General features: G+C 74.7%; 14 protein-coding genes. 7 read left to right on the forward strand and 7 right to left on the reverse strand.

The features are described 5' to 3' along the window. The first annotated feature begins 83 nt into the window (after positions 1-83). Positions 84-1139, forward strand: coding sequence for a tRNA (adenosine(37)-N6)-threonylcarbamoyltransferase complex transferase subunit TsaD (gene tsaD, locus LUZ64_RS07075; RefSeq protein ID WP_211304997.1), 1056 nt, complete (start codon positions 84-86; stop codon positions 1137-1139). 98 nt (positions 1140-1237) lie between these two features. Then, entirely contained in the window at positions 1238-3883 is a 2646-nt protein-coding gene (alaS, locus tag LUZ64_RS07080; RefSeq protein WP_232389741.1) for an alanine--tRNA ligase, read from the forward strand. A gap of 219 nt (positions 3884-4102) precedes the next feature. Here alaS and LUZ64_RS07085 read toward each other — a convergent pair whose 3' ends face one another. Further along, a complete protein-coding gene (locus LUZ64_RS07085; RefSeq protein WP_095581735.1) occupies positions 4103-5719 on the reverse strand; it encodes an SDR family oxidoreductase in 1617 nt (538 codons plus the stop codon). Between the two features lie 305 nt (positions 5720-6024). Then, positions 6025-7497 (reverse strand): SDR family NAD(P)-dependent oxidoreductase, encoded by a 1473-nt coding sequence (locus LUZ64_RS07090; RefSeq protein ID WP_095579016.1) that lies wholly within the window; start codon positions 7495-7497, stop codon positions 6025-6027. Positions 7498-7916: 419 nt separating this feature from the next. Between LUZ64_RS07090 and LUZ64_RS07095 the strand changes: the two genes are divergently transcribed. Further along, positions 7917-8249: a chaplin gene (locus LUZ64_RS07095; RefSeq protein WP_095579015.1), complete on the forward strand. Its 333-nt coding sequence runs from the start codon at positions 7917-7919 to the stop codon at positions 8247-8249. A 64-nt stretch (positions 8250-8313) separates the two neighbouring features. Here the strand turns inward: LUZ64_RS07095 and LUZ64_RS07100 are convergent, their stop codons facing one another. The 3 genes from LUZ64_RS07100 to LUZ64_RS07110 form a co-directional block, all read right to left on the reverse strand. Beyond that, the gene (locus LUZ64_RS07100) at positions 8314-8529 is read right to left on the reverse strand and encodes a hypothetical protein (protein ID WP_095579014.1); all 216 of its coding nucleotides are present in this window, start codon (positions 8527-8529) and stop codon (positions 8314-8316) included. Between the two features lie 126 nt (positions 8530-8655). Further along, positions 8656-9474 (reverse strand): SigB/SigF/SigG family RNA polymerase sigma factor, encoded by an 819-nt coding sequence (locus LUZ64_RS07105; RefSeq protein ID WP_232389740.1) that lies wholly within the window; start codon positions 9472-9474, stop codon positions 8656-8658. A gap of 435 nt (positions 9475-9909) precedes the next feature. Then, positions 9910-11001 (reverse strand): cobalt-precorrin-5B (C(1))-methyltransferase, encoded by a 1092-nt coding sequence (locus tag LUZ64_RS07110; RefSeq protein ID WP_232389844.1) that lies wholly within the window; start codon positions 10999-11001, stop codon positions 9910-9912. A gap of 88 nt (positions 11002-11089) precedes the next feature. On the opposite strand from LUZ64_RS07110, the gene LUZ64_RS07115 reads away from it, so the two are divergent. The 4 genes from LUZ64_RS07115 to LUZ64_RS07130 all read left to right on the forward strand — a co-directional run bounded on the left by LUZ64_RS07115 (position 11090) and on the right by LUZ64_RS07130 (position 12789). Next, on the forward strand, positions 11090-11269 hold the full coding sequence (locus LUZ64_RS07115) for a hypothetical protein (protein ID WP_143593018.1): 180 nt from the start codon (positions 11090-11092) through the stop codon (positions 11267-11269). A gap of 67 nt (positions 11270-11336) precedes the next feature. Beyond that, positions 11337-12089 (forward strand): cobalt-precorrin-6A reductase, encoded by a 753-nt coding sequence (locus tag LUZ64_RS07120; protein ID WP_095579012.1) that lies wholly within the window; start codon positions 11337-11339, stop codon positions 12087-12089. A gap of 78 nt (positions 12090-12167) precedes the next feature. Continuing rightward, positions 12168-12527, forward strand: a complete 360-nt coding sequence (locus tag LUZ64_RS07125) for a hypothetical protein (protein ID WP_095579011.1) — start codon at positions 12168-12170, stop codon at positions 12525-12527. Then, positions 12520-12789 (forward strand): hypothetical protein, encoded by a 270-nt coding sequence (locus LUZ64_RS07130; protein WP_095579010.1) that lies wholly within the window; start codon positions 12520-12522, stop codon positions 12787-12789. The genes LUZ64_RS07125 and LUZ64_RS07130 overlap by 8 nt, the downstream gene beginning before the upstream one ends. A 42-nt stretch (positions 12790-12831) precedes the next feature. Here the strand turns inward: LUZ64_RS07130 and LUZ64_RS07135 are convergent, their stop codons facing one another. Beyond that, entirely contained in the window at positions 12832-14349 is a 1518-nt protein-coding gene (locus LUZ64_RS07135) for a precorrin-2 C(20)-methyltransferase (RefSeq protein WP_095579009.1), read from the reverse strand. Continuing rightward, a complete protein-coding gene (locus LUZ64_RS07140) occupies positions 14346-14981 on the reverse strand; it encodes a precorrin-8X methylmutase (protein ID WP_095579008.1) in 636 nt (211 codons plus the stop codon). The genes LUZ64_RS07135 and LUZ64_RS07140 overlap by 4 nt, the downstream gene beginning before the upstream one ends. Positions 14982-15031: the final 50 nt, after the last annotated feature.

Consider the following 15031-nt stretch of genomic DNA (forward strand, 5'->3'; position numbering starts at 1 on the left):
AGCCGGGACCGCTTCCCAGCAGTTGCATACAATGTGCAGCTACTACAGAAGGCGGGAGGCGGCGCGGCGTGAAGCGTTCACCGGTGGTGCTGGGGATCGAGTCGTCCTGCGACGAGACCGGTGCGGGTCTGGTCCAGGACGGAAAGCTGCTGGGCCACTCGGTGGCGTCCAGCATGGACGAGCACGCGCGCTTCGGCGGCGTCGTGCCGGAGATCGCGGCGCGCGCGCACGTGCACGCGGCGGCGCCGGTCGTCCACGCGGCACTGGCCGACGCGGGCCTGACCATGAGTGACATCGACGCGGTCGCCGTCACGACGGGCCCCGGTCTGTCCGGCGCGCTCCAGGTGGGCGTCGCGGCGGCGAAGGGCTTCGCGTACTCCCTGGGGGTGCCGCTCTACGGCGTGCACCACCTCGCCGGTCACGTGGCCGCCGACACCCTGGAGCACGGGCCGCTGCCCAACCCCTGCATGGTGCTGATCGTCTCCGGCGGCCACACCTCGCTGCTGCTCGTACGGGACCTGGCGCGCGACCCGATCGTCCACCTCGGCGACACCCTCGACGACGCCGCGGGCGAGTGCTTCGACAAGGTCGCCCGGGTCTTCGGGCTGCCCTACCCCGGCGGCCCCGCCGTCGACCGGGCGGCACGCGAGGGCGACCCGCGCGCGGTGGCGTTCCCGCGCCCGCTCACGGGCCCGCGCGACGACCGCTACGCGTTCTCCTTCTCCGGCCTGAAGACGGCCGCCGCGCGCTGGGCCGAGCAGCACCGGGCCGCGGGGCTGCCGCTGCCCGTGGCCGACGGCGCCGCGTCCCTCCAGGAGGCCATAGCCGACGTCCTCACCCGCAAGGCGGTCGCCGCGTGCAAGGAGCACGGGGTGGGCACCCTCGTCGTGGTCGGCGGCGTGGCCGCCAACTCCCGGGTGCGGGCCCTGGCCGAGGAGCGGTGCGCCAAGGCCGGCATCACCCTGCGGGTGCCGCCGCTGCGGCTGTGCACGGACAACGGCGCGATGATCGCCGCGGTCGGCGACCTGCTGGTGCGGGCGGGCGCGGAGCCGGCGCCGCTGGACGTGTCGATCGACCCGTCGGCACCGCTGGAGTACGCGGCGCTGCACCCCGTCGCCCGTAAGGCCGTAGTCGCGTAGACCCGAGGCCGCCGCCGCGCCCCGCGCGGCGGCGCCGCCCCACCGCCGGTCCGGGAGCGCCGGACCGGCCGTGCCCCTTGAACCTCCCGGAGTTCCGCATGCGTACCGCCGAGATCCGTTCCCGCTTCCTCGACTACTTCGCCGCCCGCGGCCACACCGTCGTGCCCAGCGCGCCGCTGCCCACGCCCGACCCGACGCTGCTGTTCGTCAACGCGGGCATGGTGCCGTTCAAGCCGTATCTGACGGGCGAGGCGCAGCCGCCGTGGGGGCGCGCGACGAGCGTGCAGAAGTGCATCCGCACCCTCGACATCGAAGAGGTCGGCCGCACCACCCGGCACGGTTCGTTCTTCCAGATGAACGGCAACTTCTCCTTCGGCGACTACTTCAAGGAAGAGGCCATCTCCTACGCCTGGGAGCTGTCCACGGCCCCCGTCGCCGACGGCGGCTTCGGGCTCGACCCGGACCGGATCTGGGCCACCGTCCACCACGCGGACGACGAGGCCGCCGAGCTGTGGCGGCGGATCTCCGGGCTGCCGCAGGAGCGGATCGTCCGCCGGGGCGACGAGGACAACTTCTGGTCCATGGGCGTCCCCGGCCCCTGCGGCCCGTGCTCCGAGCTCTTCTACGACCGCGGCCCCGCCCTGGGCCGCGAGGGCGGTCCCACCGTGGACGAGGACCGCTACATGGAGTTCTGGAACCTCGTCTTCATGCAGTACGAGCGCGGCGAGGGCACCGGCAAGGCGGGCTACCCCATTCTTGGCGAGCTGCCGCGCCGCAACATCGACACCGGCATGGGCCTGGAGCGCATGGCGACGCTCCTCCAGGGCGTCGACAACCTCTACGAGATCGACGAGACCCGGCCGATCCTCGACCGGGCCGCCGAGCTGACCGGCGCCCGCTACGGGGCCGACGCGGAGGCGGACGTCCGCCTGCGGGTCGTCGCCGACCACGTCCGCACCGCCCTGATGCTGCTCGCCGACGGCACCGCGCCCGGCAACGAGGGCCGCGGCTACGTGCTCCGCCGCATCCTGCGCCGGGCCGTCCGCTCGGTGCGCCTGCTCGGCCACCAGGACCCCGCCCTGCCCGAGCTGCTGCCCGCGGCCCGGGACTGCATGGCCGCGAGCTACCCCGAGGTGGCCGAGGAGTTCGACCGCATCTCGCAGCAGGCGTACGCGGAGGAGGACGCCTTCCGCTCCACCCTGCGGCAGGGCACGACCGTGCTCGACACGGCCGTCGCCGAGGTGAAGGCGGCCGGTGGCCGCAAGCTCCCGGGCGACCGGGCGTTCCTGCTGCACGACACCTACGGCTTCCCCATCGACCTGACGCTGGAGATGGCCGAGGAGCAGGGCGTCGAGGTCGACCGCGAGGGCTTCACCGCGCTCATGTCCGAGCAGCGCGAGCGGGCCCGCGCCGACGCCCGCGCCCGCAAGTCCGGCGGGGCGCTGGACACCTCCGCGCTGCGCTCGGTGCTCGACGCGCACGGCCCCACGGACTGGCGGGCCTACGACACACTGCTGACCGACTCCAAGGTGCTGGCCCTGCTCGGCCCGGCCGGCCCGCTGCCGGTGGTCCGCGCCGGAGAGATCGCCACGGTCGTCCTGGACCGCACCCCGTTCTACGCCGAGTCCGGCGGCCAGGACAGCGACGCGGGCGCGCTCACCGGCGCCTCCGTGGAGGCCGAGGTGCTGGACGTCCAGCGACCCCTGCCCGGCCTGGTGACCCATCAGGTGCGGGTGACGGCGGGTGAGTTGGCCGTGGGCGACGGCGTACGGGCGGCCGTCGACGCCGAGTGGCGGCTCGGTGCCCGCCAGGCGCACTCCGGCACGCACGTACTGCACGCGGCGCTGCGCCAGGTGCTCGGCCCGACCGCGCTCCAGGCCGGCTCGTACAACCGGCCCGGCTATCTGCGCCTGGACTTCCCCTGGCGCGGCGCGCTGGGACAGACGGCCCGCAGCGAGGTCGAGGAGGCCGCGAACCGCGCCCTGCGCCGGGACCTGGCCGTGGACGTGCGCTGGATGACGCTGCCCGAGGCCAAGGAGCTGGGCGCGCTCGCGCTGTTCGGCGAGACCTACGGCGAGCGGGTGCGGGTCGTGGAGATCGGCGGCGCCTGGTCGCGCGAGCTGTGCGGCGGTACGCACGTCGAGCACGCCTCGCAGATCGGCCTGGTGGCGCTGACCGCCGAGTCGTCGGTCGGCGCGGGCATGCGCCGGCTGGAAGCGGCGGTCGGCGTCGAGGGCTTCGGCTATCTGGCGCGCGAGCGTGACCTGGTGGTCCGGCTCGCGGAGCAGCTCCAGGCGCCCCGCGGGCAGCTGACCGACCGGGTGGCGGTGCTGCTCGACCGGCTCAAGGCCGCCGACCAGCGGGCCGAGGAGCTGCGGCAGCGGGCCGCGGCCGGGCGGGCGGCGGAGCTCGCCGCCGCCGCGGCCGAGGTCTCCGGGACCCTCGCCGTGACCGCGACCACGGACGGCGACGCCCGTGCGCTGGCGCTGGCCGTACGCGACCGCATGCCGGACGCCCGGCCGGGCGTGGCGGTGATCGGTTCGGACGCCGGCGGCAAGGCCGTGGTGGCCGTCGCGGTCAACAAGGCGGGCCGGGCGGCCGGCCTCTCGGCCGCGGCGCTGGTGAAGTCGCTGCTGAACGGTCGCGGTGGCGGCAACGACGACGTCGCCCAGGGTGGGGGGCTGGCGGCGGATGCTCTGGCGGGGGTGCTGGGGCGGGTGCGGGAGCTGCTGCCGCGGGGCTGACGCGCCTGCGGCGGGCTTTTTCCCCAGCCCCGCCCCTTCCCGACCCGGGGCTCCGCCCCGGACCCCGGTCCTCAAGCGCCGGACGGGCTGAAAATCAGCCCGTCCGGCGCTTGAGGACACCGCGCGAAGCGCGGAAAAGGGGGCCCGGGGGCGAAGCCCCCGGTTACGGGAAGGGGCGGGTAGGGGACAAAGCCCCGCGCAGCGGCACCCGCACCCGCCCTACACACCCGCCCCCGCCCGCCGCGCGACATTCCGCGCCATCCCCCCGAACACCACCGCGTGGAACGGCGCCACGCTCCACCAGTACGCGTGCCCCGCCAGCCCGTGCGGATGGAACAACGCCCGCTGCCGGTACGTGGCGCGGCCCGGCCCCTCGGGGGTCACGGTCAGTTCGAGCCAGGCCAGGCCGGGCAGCCGCATCTCCGCGCGCAGCCGCAGGATGTGGCCGTGCTCCAGCGCCTCGACCCGCCAGAAGTCCAGCGAGTCACCGACCCGCAGCCGCTGCGGATCCCGGCGCCCCCGGCGCAGGCCGACGCCGCCCACGAGGCGGTCCAGCAGGCCACGCGCCGACCAGGCCAGCGGGAAGGAGTACCACCCGTTCTCGCCTCCGATGCCTTCGACGACGCGCCAGAGCGCCGCGGCCGGGGCGTCGACGGTCACCTCGCGCCGGTCCTCGTAGAGGCTGCCGCCGGACCAGTCGGGGTCCGAGGGCAGCGGGTCGCTGGGCGCGCCGGGCAGCGAGGCGGAGGACCAGCGGGTGGCGACGTCGGCGTCACGCACCCGCTGGAGGGCCAGGCGTACGGCCTCGTCGAAGCCGACCGGGCCCTCCGGCGGGTCCGGCACGTACCGGGCGATGTCGTGCTCGCGGCACACCGCCTCGTGGCGCAGCGACTCGACGAGCGGGCGGGCGATGCCGCCGGGTACGGGCGTGACCAGGCCGACCCAGAGGCTGGAGAGCCGGGGCGAGAGCACGGGCACGGGCACGATCACCCGGCGCGGCAGGCGGGCGACGGCCGCGTAGCGCTCCATCATCCGGCGGTAGGTGAGGACGTCGGGGCCGCAGATGTCGAAGCCGCGGCTGACGTCGGCGGGCAGCCGGGCGGCGCCCAGCAGGTAGCGCAGGACGTCGCGGACGGCGATGGGCTGCACCCGGGTGTCCGCCCACTTCGGGGTGACCATCGCGGGCAGCCGTTCGGTGAGGTACCGCAGCATTTCGAAGGAGGCCGAGCCGGATCCGATGATCACCGCGGCGCGGAGCTGGGCGGTGGGGACGCCGCTGCCCAGCAGGATGCGCCCGACCTCGGCGCGGGAGCGCAGGTGCGGGGAGAGGTCGCGCTCGGACACCTGCCGGGGCGAGGGGCCGCCCAGGTAGACGATGCGCCGGAGGCCGGCGGCCTTCGCGGCGCGGCCGACGGCGAGCGCGGCCCGCCGGTCGGTCTCCTCGAAGTCGCGGCCGGTGCCGAGGGCGTGCACGAGGTAGTAGAGGACGTCGACGTCCTCGAAGGCGCGGGGGAGCGTGTCCGGGCGGGTCACGTCGCCCTTGACGGTCTCGACGCGGTCCGCCCACGGCTGGTCCCGCAGCCGTTCCGGGTCGCGGACCAGACAGCGCACCCGGTATCCGGCGTCCAGGAGCCGGGGGACGAGCCGCCCGCCGATGTAGCCGGTCGCCCCGGCCACGAGCACTCGCGGCGGGTCCTGCGCCCCGGACGCGCCGGGGGCGAGGGGCTCGGCGCCGAGGGCGTCGTGGCGGTCGAACGTCCCGTCGGCCCTGCCCGTCCCGTCGGCCCCGCCGTCCGTGCCCTCGTCCCGGCCGTGGTCGTGCGCTGTCGCGTCCATGGGGTCCACGCTCCCCCGCCGCGGGTACGTCGCGCCAGGCGGGGCTGGCCTTACGGGTGCGGCGTGCGGGTCCGTACGGGGACGGGGGCTCCGGGCGCGCCCGTACGCACGGGGCGGAGTCTCCGGGCACGTCTGTCGATGGGGGTGGGGGTCTCCGGGCATGTCCGTCCACGGGGGTGGGGGTCTCCGGGCACGTCCGTCCACGGGGGTGGGGATCCGGGCGCATCCGGAAACGCGCGACCGCCCGCCCCGGAAGTCCGGGACGGGCGGTCGTGTCGGCGTGCGGAGGGCGGTGCCCGGTGCGGCTACCAGTTGGCGGGCGCGTAGTCCTTGAGGAAGCAGCCGTAGAGGTCCTCGCCGTGCTCGCCGCGGACGATCGGGTCGTAGACGCGGGCCGCGCCGTCGACGAGGTCGAGCGGGGCGTGGAAGCCCTCCTCGGCGAGCCGCACCTTGTCGGGGTGCGGGCGCTCGTCGGTGATCCAGCCCGTGTCGACGGCGGTCATCAGGATGTTGTCGGTCTCGAACATCTCCTGGGCGCTGGTGCGCGTGAGCATGTTGAGCGCGGCCTTGGCCATGTTGGTGTGCGGGTGGCCCGCGCCCTTGTAGCCGCGGCTGAAGACGCCTTCCATGGCCGAGACGTTGACCACGTACTTGCGGCGGGCGGCCGACGCGGCCATGGCCGGGCGGAGCCGGCTGACCAGCACGAACGGCGCGGTGACATTGCAGAGCTGGACTTCGAGCAGCTCCACGGGGTCGACGTCGCCGACCTTCTGGATCCAGGTGTTGGTGGCGTCCAGGTCGGGCACGAGGCCGCCGGCGTCGATCGCGGTGCCGGCCTCGACCCGGGCCAGCGAGGCGGAGCCGCTGGTCAGGGCGAGCTCGGTGAGCGCCTGCGGGGTCAGCTCGTCGTGCCGGCTGCCCGCGGGGGCGGGCAGGGCGGCCTGCGCGCCGCTGCCGAAGGCGCCGAAGACCACGGAGGCGGGCAGCTCGCCGGCGGGCAGCGGGGCGGCCTCGGCGGCGACCAGCTCGCGGTAGGCGGCCGGGCTGCGGCGGACGGTCTGGGCCGCGTTGTTGATCAGGATGTCGAGCGGGCCCTCGGCGGCGACGGAGTCGGCCAGGGCGACGACCTGCGCGGGGTCCCGGAGGTCGATGCCGACGATCTTCAGCCGGTGCAGCCACTCCGCGCTGTCGGGCATGGCCTTGAAGCGGCGGATCGCGTCGTTGGGGAAACGCGTGGTCACGGTGGTGTGGGCACCGTCGCGCAGCAGCCGCAGCGCTATGTACATGCCGATCTTGGCACGGCCGCCGGTGAGCAGGGCGCGCTTGCCGGACAGGTCCGCACGGGCGTCCCGGCGGGCGCGGTTCTCCGCGGCGCAGGGCTGGCACAGCTGGTGGTAGAACGCGTCGACCTCGACGTACCGGGTCTTGCAGATGTAGCAGGAGCGGGGGCGCTCCAGGATGCCGACGATCTGGGCGGCGCTCGTGGCGGCGAGCGGGATGCCACGGGTCTCGTCGTCGATGCGGTCGGCGGCGCCGGTGGCGGTGGCCTCGGTGACGGCCTTGTCGTTGGCGGTCTTGGCGGCCCGGCGCTCCTGCCGGCGGCGCTGCTTCACCATGCGGTAGATGCCGGCCGTGGCGCGCCGGATCTCGATCGCCTGCGGGTGGTCGACCGGCAGTCCGTCGAGCTCCTCCAGCACACTCAGGCAGATCGCCATCCGCTCGGGATCGATGCCTGCCCCGAGGGCTGCACCGTCGCGGCTTTCTTCAGTGACCGTCATCGGCGGTGTCATTTCCCAGTTCGTCTGATCTATCAAAGCTTCGAAAACTGTACTTGACCTCCTCACCTGTGTGCACATGAGTGATCTCTCCCGGTGTCCTCGGTCACGGCGGGGGACACCGCGCGCACCTCCACTTCCGCTTACGCGCCGTGACGGGCGGCGCACACGGGGCAGTGCCACCGGGCCCGGGCATGTGTGCCGCGTTCGTACGCCCGCTTCCCCGCGTTCCCCCCTCGGGGTGTCCGGGGGTTACGCGCCGGCACCCGGTCGGCCCAGCATTTTTCCCCAACATCCCATACATTCCATATGACTTATTGGGCTTACCGGGTTAATTATGGCCCTCTGCGCCCGAATTGAGCGAATCTCTCTGGATTCTCTGGCAACAATTGCCGCTCACCACCCATGAGAAAGGTTTAGCCATGTCGCGTATCGCCAAGGCTGCTGCCCTGACCGTCGCCGCCGGTTTCGCCGTGACCGGCGCCGCGGCGGGAGTCGCCTCCGCCGCTTCCGGAGCGCAGGGTGCGGCCGTGGGCTCCCCCGGCGTCATCTCGGGCAACGTCATTCAGGTCCCGATCCAGATCCCGGTGAACCTCTGCGGCAACACCATCGACATCGTGGGCCTGCTGAACCCGACCTTCGGCAACACCTGCGCCAACATCGACGGCCACGGCGGGCACCACGACGGCGGCCACAAGGGTCACGGCGGCTACGGCGGCCACGGTCACGGGGGCTACGACCACGACAAGTGGTAAGCCCGTAAGCCCCGCCGGGTGCGGCCCAGCCGCACCCGCGCGGTGCGCGTGGGGAGGGTCACAGTCAGCCGCCGGAGTCCTCGCCCGCGCGGTTGTGGCGCCCATCATGGCCATGATGGGCGCCACCGCCATGTCCGGGCCCGATGTCGAGGACGCTCCCGTCCCGCGGGCACTCCTCGGGCTCCCGGCCCACCGGCTCGGACAGCTGGGCGCCGGGAAGGTCGGGGACGTCGACGATCGGCGGCAGATCGGGGGTGAGGCGGGTGTGACTCGACGTCATGGTGATGCACCTGCCTGTCGTGACGGACACGGAAACGGACACGAAAGGGACACGGAAACGGGGACGCGGGGGCGGTACGTACGCGCGGCAGCGGCATGAGGGGACGCCTCTGCCGGGGCCCGGCGCTCAGGAGGGGGCGGGACTGCCGCCCGGCGGCGCGGCCCCGCCCAGCAGTTCCTGGCGGAGCCGGGCGCACGTACGGCTGAGGATGCGGGAAATCTGCATCTGCGAGACGCCCAGCCGGGCACCTATCTGCTTCTGGGTGAGATTGCCGAAGAACCGCCAGTACAGGACGTACTTCTCCCGCTCGGGCAGGGCGCTCAGGAGCGGCCGCAGGGACTGCCGGTCGATCACCAGGTCCAGCGCGACGTCCGCACAGCCGAGCGTGTCGGCGAGCGGGAGGTCGTGGGCGCCGAGCACCGTGTGGTCCAGGGACAGCGTGTGGTGCACGCCCTCGGCGGCCAGCCCGCGCCGCACCTCCTCCTCGGACAGCCCGCTCTCCGCCGCCAGCTCCGCCGCTCCCGCCCGGCCGCGCACCCCGCGCTGCGCCAGCGTCACCTGGGCCGCGCGGACCGCCGCCCGCAGCTCCTGGTCCCGGCGCGGGATGTGCACCGACCAGGCGTGGTCGCGGATGTGCCGCCTGAGCTCCCCGGTGATGGTCGGGACGGCGAAGGTCTCGAAGGCGTGGCCGAGCCCGGGGTCGTACCGGTCCACGGCGTTGACCAGACCCAGGGCGGCCACCTGACGCAGGTCCGCGGGGCTCTCGCCGCTGCTGCGGAACCGCAGGCTGATGCGCTCGGCCATGGGCAGCCAGGCGGCGATCACGTCCTGCCGGAGGCGGTCGCGCTCGGCGCCGTCGGAGAGGGTCACCAGCCGCTCGAAGGCCGCGCCGGTGTCGGGCGCCTCGCGGGTGCGCCGCCGTGGCGCGGTCTCTGCCTTGGTCACAGCCGTCCCTCGCTCCCTGGCGGAAGGAGTGCCCGTGCCTGCCGGGCATGTGCGTCGTGCGGTCCGGGCGGGGCGCCGGTGTCGCGAGGAGTCGCGGTCGTGGCCCACCGGCACCGCGGGCGCCGGGGTGGCCGGTGCCGGCCACGGTCCCACCAGCATCACCCCGAACGCCGCCTCCCGCGACCGGGAGCGCCGGGTCGATAACGGAGGGTAACAGGGGCGTGGTGGGGGCGGCCGTGGCGAGCGGCGATCTGGTGCTTCGCGCGGGTGCCCGGTAGCCGAGCGACGGGGCCGGGCCCTCAGCCTCTGCACGGGTGGGTGATGGCCGGACGACGGGGTGGTGGAAGCGGTCCGCTGTCCCGTCACCTCAGCGGCGCCCACGCCACCTCCGTCGAGCCCTCACCGGGTGGAGCGGGTGCCCCGAGAGACGCGTTCTCAGATGCCGTGGTCGCGCGGGCCCCTCGGCTCCGCGCGGCCCACGATCGTGCCCGCGCGGTCGATGCAGATGACGTCGACCGTGACGGGCGCGCCCCGCAGCACGGCCAGTGCCTCGTCGCGGGCGGTCGCCGCCACCAGGTCGCCGAGCGGGACGCCCTCGGCCGCGCACCGCTGGAGGGCGTCCAGGCCGGTGTTGGCGCCGGCCACGGCCGCCGCCAGCTCCTCGCCGGCCCCGCCGCGCCGGGCCAGCTCAGCCAGGAAGCCCTTGTCGACCTGGGACCGCGCCGAGTGCAGGTCCAGATGGCCCGCCGCCAGCTTGGACAGCTTCGCGAAGCCGCCCGCGACCGTCAGCCGGTCCACCGGGTGCCGGCGCACGTACTTCAGCACCGCGCCCGCGAAGTCGCCCATGTCCAGCAGCGCGTCCTCCGGCAGGCCGTGCACGGCCACGGCCACCTTCTCCGACGTCGAGCCCGTGCATCCCGCCACGTGCGTACGGCCCGCCGCGCGGGCCACGTCCACGCCGCGCCGGATGCTGTCGATCCACGCCGAGCACGAGTACGGCACGACGATGCCGGTCGTGCCCAGGATCGAGATGCCGCCGAGGATCCCCAGCCGGGGGTTCCAGGTGGAACGGGCGATCTCCTCGCCGTGGTCCACGGACACCTCGATCTCGACGTCCCCCGTACCGCCGAGCCGGGCGGCCGTCTCCGCCACGTGGTCGCGCATCATCTGCCGCGGCACGGGATTGATCGCGGGCTCCCCGACCGGCAGCGGCAGCCCCGGCCGGGTGACCGTGCCCACGCCCGGCCCCGCCCGGAACACCACGCCCGAGCCGGGCGGCAGGGCCCGTACCGTCGAGCGGATCAGCGCCCCGTGGGTGACGTCCGGGTCGTCTCCGGCGTCCTTCACGATCGCGGCCATCACCCGGCCGTCACCGTGCGTCCGCTCCGCGGCGAGCGCGAACGCCGGTGTCTGCCCCTTGGGCAGCGTGATCGTCACCGGGTCGGGGAACTCCCCGGTCAGCAGCGCCGTGTACGCGGCGGTGGTCGCGGCCGTCGCGCAGGCGCCGGTCGTCCAGCCGTGCCGCATCCCGGTGTGCGCGAGCTGGGCCGCCCGTCCACCGGTGACCTGACCGGCCAGGGGCTCAGCCACGGCGGGCTCCGCCCGTGGGAGCGGCGTGGCCGGGCTGTGCCGCGTGCGGTCCGACGGCGCGGCCGAGTCGTTCCGCGCGGTGTCCGACGGCGCGACGGACACCACCGTGTGCGCCGCCGTGCCCGGGGCTGCCGTGCCCGAGGTCACCGCGCCCGGGGCCGCCCCCGGCTCGTGCCGCACCGGCCCGGCGGGTAGCGTTCCCTGACGCCGCACCGGCCGCCACCCGCGTCCGGCCGGCCGGACGCGCACCCTCCTCCACCGAAAGGCACCGCGTGAGCGCCCAGCGCCACATCCTGATCCTCGGCGGCACGACCGAGGCGCGGCAGCTCGCCGCCGAGCTCGCCGAGGACCCCGCGCTGCGGGTCACGACCTCGCTCGCCGGACGTGTCGCCCGGCCACGGCTGCCCGCCGGGCAGGTGCGGATCGGGGGGTTCGGGGGACCCGAGGGCATGGCCCGCTGGCTGCGCGAGCAGCAGGTGGACGCGCTCATCGACGCCACCCATCCTTTCGCCGGCACGATCAGTTTCAACGCGGCGCAGGCCGCCGCGTCCGTCCATGTTCCCTTGCTCGCCCTCCGCCGCGCCGGGTGGGTACCCGGCCCCGGCGACCGATGGCACCAGGTCAGCACCCTGACGGAGGCCGCGGACGCCCTGCCGGCCCTCGGCGAACGCGTCTTCCTGACCACCGGCCGCATGGGCCTCGCCACCTTCGCGCACCTCACCGCCCAGTGGTTCCTCGTCCGCTCCGTCGACGCCCCGGAACCCCCCATGCCACCCCGCACGGAGATCCTCCTGGACCGGGGCCCCTTCACCGTCGAGGGCGAGACGGAACTCCTGCGCCGCCACCGCATCGACGTCCTGGTGACGAAGGACAGCGGGGCGGCGGCGACATCGGCGAAACTCGTCGCCGCACGCGAGACGGGCGTACCGGTACTGGTCGTCCGCAGGCCCCCGGTACCGGAGGGGGTACCGGAGACGGCGGATCCGGCCGGGGCGGTGGAGTGGGTGCGGAAGGTTCTCGGCTGACGGCACCGCGCCGGTTCCGCTCCGGCGCCCGCCCGCGAGCCGGTACGGTTCGCAGTGCGCCGGATGTACGGAGGACCGATGACCGCACAGCACGCCGAAGACCCCGCCGAGCTCATCCCGCGGCCGGAGATGACGTTCCCCGCGCTCCGGGCCGCGCTCGCCCGTGTCGCCTCCTCCCGCCTCGCCGAGTTCCAGGCGGACCGGGACTCGGCGTTCACCGCGGCCACCCAGCACTCCTCGTTCCAGCCCATCCGGATGTTCCAGCTCAAGTGGGCGACCGAGATCGAGATCGAACGCCGCCCCGGCCTGGCCGCCCGCTACCGCGCGGCCCTGGACGGCGCGAACACCCTCGACCGCACCGACCCGAGATGGCGCGAGGCCATGGACGCGTGCATGGCCGTACGCGACGAGGCCCGTGCCGCGGTGACCGGTGACTGACACCTGGGCGTGGGAGTACGACCCCGACCCCGGGTTCGTCATCGGCGGCATCGACAATCTGGCCTTTGTCGCACAGGTCGAACAACGTGCCGACGAACTCGTCCGGGCCGCCGCGGCGCTCTACCTCGACGGGGCGAAGTACATGGGCGGCTCGCCCCGCATGCAGGAAGAGACCGTCGACGCGTCGGGCATGTTCGTGTACCAGGTCGTCCCGCGTCACCAGCGGGTCTACATCCGCCAGGTCACTTTCCTCGGTCTGTGATCCGGTCCGGCGGCCCGGATCCGGGCCGCCGGACCGGCGGGTTCACGCCTCCGGATACCGCCGGGGCGTCCACACGATCCGCTCGCCGTCGCCGGGGCCCCGGTGGACCGTGCGGGTCTGGGTGGAGCCCACGAGGAGGATCGTGCGCATGTCGACGTCCGCCGGGTCGAGGTCGCCGAGGCGGACGACGCGGACGTTCTCCTCCGGGCCGCCCACGTCGCGGCCGAGGACCACGGGGGTCTCCGGGGCGCGGTGTTCGAGGAGGAGGTCGCGGGCCTTGCCGACCTGCCAGACGCGGCTGCGGGAGCCGGGGTTGTACAGGGCCAGGACCAGGTCCGCGGCCGCCGCGGCGCGCAGCCGCTCCGCGATGACCTCCCAGGGCTTGAGCCGGTCGGAGAGGGAGACCACCGCGTAGTCGTGGCCCAGCGGGGCGCCCGCGCGGGAGGCCGCCGCGTGGGCGGCCGTCATGCCGGGGACGATCCGGACCGGGATCTCGCGGTACGGGTCCTCGGAGGCGACCTCCAGGACCGCCGTCGCCATCGCGAAGACACCCGGGTCGCCCGACGAGACGACGGCGACCCGCCGCCCCTCGCGGGCGAGGTCGAGCGCGAACTCGGCGCGCTCGGACTCCACCTTGTTGTCGGAGGCGTGGCGCCGCTGCCCGGGCCGCGCCGGCACCCGGTCCACGTACGTGCTGTACCCGACGACGTCCTCGGCCGCCGCGAGCTCGCCCCGCGCCTCCGGCGTGAGCCACAGCGGGCCGGCCGGACCGAGCCCGACGACCACGACCCGCCCCCGGCCCGCGGCCGGCGCCGCGGGGGCCGCGCCCACGCGGCTCGGCAGCACCGCCACGGAGAAGTACGGCACCGACTCCGGGTCCACGTCGGCCAGCCGGCCCGTCCGCTCCCCGCTCATCGTGGCGCGCTCGACGTACCGCGCCTCCTCCAGCCGCCCGGAGCGCTCCAGCGCGCCCCGCACCGCCGGGAACGTCCGCCCGAGCTTCATCACCACGGCCGAGTCGGTCGAGGCGAGCCGGGCCGCGAGCTCCTCCTCGGGCAGCGTGCCCGGCAGGATCGTCAGCACCTCCTCGCCCTCCACCAGCGGCTCGCCCAGCCGGGCCGCCGCCGCGCTGAACGACGTGACGCCCGGGACGACCTCGGTCGGGTAGCGGTGGGCCAGCCGCTTGTGCATGTGCATGTACGAGCTGTAGAAGAGCGGGTCGCCCTCGGCGAGCACCGCCACCGTACGGCCCGCGTCGAGGTGCGCGGCCAGTCGCGCCGCGGCCTCCTCGTAGAACTCCTCCATCGCGGCCCGGTAGCCGCCCGGGTGGTCCGTCGTCTCCGTCGTGACCGGGTAGACCAGTCGCTCCTCGATGTGCTCGGGGCGCAGATGGCGTTCCGCGATCGAGCGCGCGATCGACCGGCCGTGCCGGGCGCTGTGGTACGCGACCACGTCCGCGGCGGCGATGGCCTCGACGGCCCGCACGGTCATCAGGTCCGGGTCGCCGGGGCCGAGCCCCACCCCGTACAGCCGGCCCGTCGTCAAAGGCTGCTCGCTCACTCTTCCTCGCTCGCTATCGCGTTGATCGCGGCCGCGGCCATGGCGCTGCCGCCACGCCGGCCCCGCACCACCAGGTACTCCAGCCCCAGCGGGCTGTCCGCCAGGGCGTCCTTGGACTCGGCGGCGCCGATGAAGCCGACCGGTATGCCGATGACGGCGGCCGGGCGCGGCGCACCCGCCCCTCCTTCCTGGACCATCTCCAGGAGGCGGAACAGAGCCGTGGGCGCGTTGCCCACCGCCACCACCGCACCGTCGAGCTTCTCGCGCCACAGTTCCAGCGCGGCCGCGCTGCGGGTGGTGCCCATGCGCCGGGCCAGGTCGGGCACCGCCGGGTCGGTGAGGGTGCACAGCACCTCGTTGTCGGCGGGCAGCCGCTTGCGGGTGACGCCGCTGGCCACCATGTTCGCGTCGCACAGGATCGGCGCGCCCGCGCGCAGCGCCTCGCTCGCCCGCGCCACGACCCGCGGGCTGTACGAGACGTCCCGCACGAGGTCGGTCATCCCACAGGCGTGGATCATGCGGACCACGACCCGGCTCACGTCCGGCGGCAGTCCGCCGAGGTCCGCCTCGGCCCGGATGGTGGCGAAGGACTGGCGGTAGATGGACGCGCCGTCCTTGTCGTACTCGAACACTCTGCCTCGCTCGCTGGTTTCGCTCTGTGCGCCGTTCCGCCGCTGTGGTG

This window comes from Streptomyces albireticuli (assembly GCF_021228125.1).
GTDB classification, from domain to species: domain Bacteria; phylum Actinomycetota; class Actinomycetes; order Streptomycetales; family Streptomycetaceae; genus Streptomyces; species Streptomyces albireticuli.

Excerpts from the sequence above, each read along its gene's own strand:
- LUZ64_RS07085 (WP_095581735.1), bottom strand. The coding sequence starts at position 5,719 with ATGGACGCGACAGCGCACGACCACGGCCGGGACGAGGGCACGGACGGC.
- LUZ64_RS07090 (WP_095579016.1), bottom strand. The coding sequence starts at position 7,497 with ATGACGGTCACTGAAGAAAGCCGCGACGGTGCAGCCCTCGGGGCAGGC.
- LUZ64_RS07095 (WP_095579015.1), top strand. The coding sequence starts at position 7,917 with ATGTCGCGTATCGCCAAGGCTGCTGCCCTGACCGTCGCCGCCGGTTTC.
- LUZ64_RS07125 (WP_095579011.1), top strand. The coding sequence starts at position 12,168 with ATGACCGCACAGCACGCCGAAGACCCCGCCGAGCTCATCCCGCGGCCG.
- LUZ64_RS07110 (WP_232389844.1), bottom strand. The coding sequence starts at position 11,001 with ATGCGGCACGGCTGGACGACCGGCGCCTGCGCGACGGCCGCGACCACC.
- alaS (WP_232389741.1), top strand. The coding sequence starts at position 1,238 with ATGCGTACCGCCGAGATCCGTTCCCGCTTCCTCGACTACTTCGCCGCC.
- LUZ64_RS07100 (WP_095579014.1), bottom strand. The coding sequence starts at position 8,529 with ATGACGTCGAGTCACACCCGCCTCACCCCCGATCTGCCGCCGATCGTC.